The 1,287-nt window shown below is 59.8% G+C and carries 2 protein-coding genes; both read left to right on the top strand.

All coding sequences use genetic code 11. The features are described 5' to 3' along the window. The first annotated feature begins 63 nt into the window (after positions 1 to 63). Positions 64 to 354: an IS66 family insertion sequence element accessory protein TnpB gene (gene tnpB / locus INT19_RS19825; RefSeq protein WP_446719022.1), complete on the top strand. Its 291-nt coding sequence runs from the start codon at positions 64 to 66 to the stop codon at positions 352 to 354. Positions 355 to 451: 97 nt separating this feature from the next. Further along, a partial coding sequence (locus tag INT19_RS04995) for an IS66 family transposase (protein WP_319022182.1) occupies positions 452 to 1,287 on the top strand: 836 nt, incomplete at its 3' end.

Below are 1,287 nucleotides of genomic sequence, written 5' to 3' on the forward strand. Positions count from 1 at the left end.
CCAGAACGGATGATCGGGCTCGATAGCCAGGCGCGCATCTGGCTGTGCACCGAGCCCACCGACATGCGCAAATCGTTCCGGGGTTTGAGTGCCCTGGTCCGGAATCAGCTCCAACACGATCCACTCAGCGGTCAGTATTTCGTCTTCGTCAATCGCCGCAAGACCCAGATGAAGATGCTGTATTTTACCGCCACCGGTTATTGCCTGTGGGCCAAACGCCTGGAGCAGGGGCAGTTCCGGGTGCCGTTGTCCGCCTCCGGTCAGCGAGCCCTTACCCTGACGGATCTGCAACTGCTGATCGATGGCATCGAAGTGCAAAAATACCGCCAGTTCAAGCGTTTTCGAGGGGTATAGACGGTCAGCTTCCGGTATAATATTGGCCATGAATTCAACGGCCTTCACTCCTTCTTCTAACGCGCCTTCCTCCTCGGCTCTAGCCGAGGAGAATGCCGTGTTGCGGGAGCAGTTGGGTGCCCAGGCGGAGGCCATTCGTCAGCTGACGCATCAACTGGACTGGTTCAAGAAACAGCTGTTCGGCCCCAAATCCGAGAAGCTGGTTTATGATATTCCGGAACAGGACTGCCTGTTCCCGTCAGAGGATGCCCCGTTACCGAAGAAGCCTGCCGACGATGAACCACGTCCGGTTCGGGCTTATCAACGCGGTACCGCCAAGAAACAGCGGGACGACGACTGCCTGAACGACACCGGCCTGCGCTTCACCGCGGATGTGCCCGTAGAAGTCATCGAGCATCTACCGCCGGAGCTGACCGGTCCTGATGCCGATCAGTATGACATCATCGGCACCAAGATCACCTACCGCCTGGCCCAGCGGGCCGCCAGTTATGTGGTGCTCAAGTGCGAGCGCCCGGTGTTCCGACGCAAAGGAACCGGGAAGCCGGTGACGACGAGGGCGCCGTTCAACGTACTGGACAACAGCCTAGCCGATGTCAGCCTGCTAGCCGGGCTGTTGGTGGATAAGTTCCAGTTCCACCTGCCGTTGTATCGCCAACATCAGCGCATCCAGCAGGCCGGTGTCACCGTCAGTCGCAGCACCCTGACCCATCTGGTCAAGCGCGCCATCGACCTGCTTCGGCCGATTGTGGATGCGCAGACCGACAACGTGCTGCGCAGCCGGGTACTGGCCATGGATGAAACGCCCATCAAGGCCGGTCACCAAGGTCGGGCGGGCCCACAAAAAGGCAAGATGAAATCCGGCTGGTTCTGGCCGCTATACGGCGATGCGGACGAGGTGGTGTTCACCTACTCGAACAGCCGTGGGCGTGCCCA

It is taken from the genome of Halomonas sp. 3A7M (genome assembly GCF_014897875.1).
In the GTDB taxonomy this organism is placed as follows: domain Bacteria; phylum Pseudomonadota; class Gammaproteobacteria; order Pseudomonadales; family Halomonadaceae; genus Vreelandella.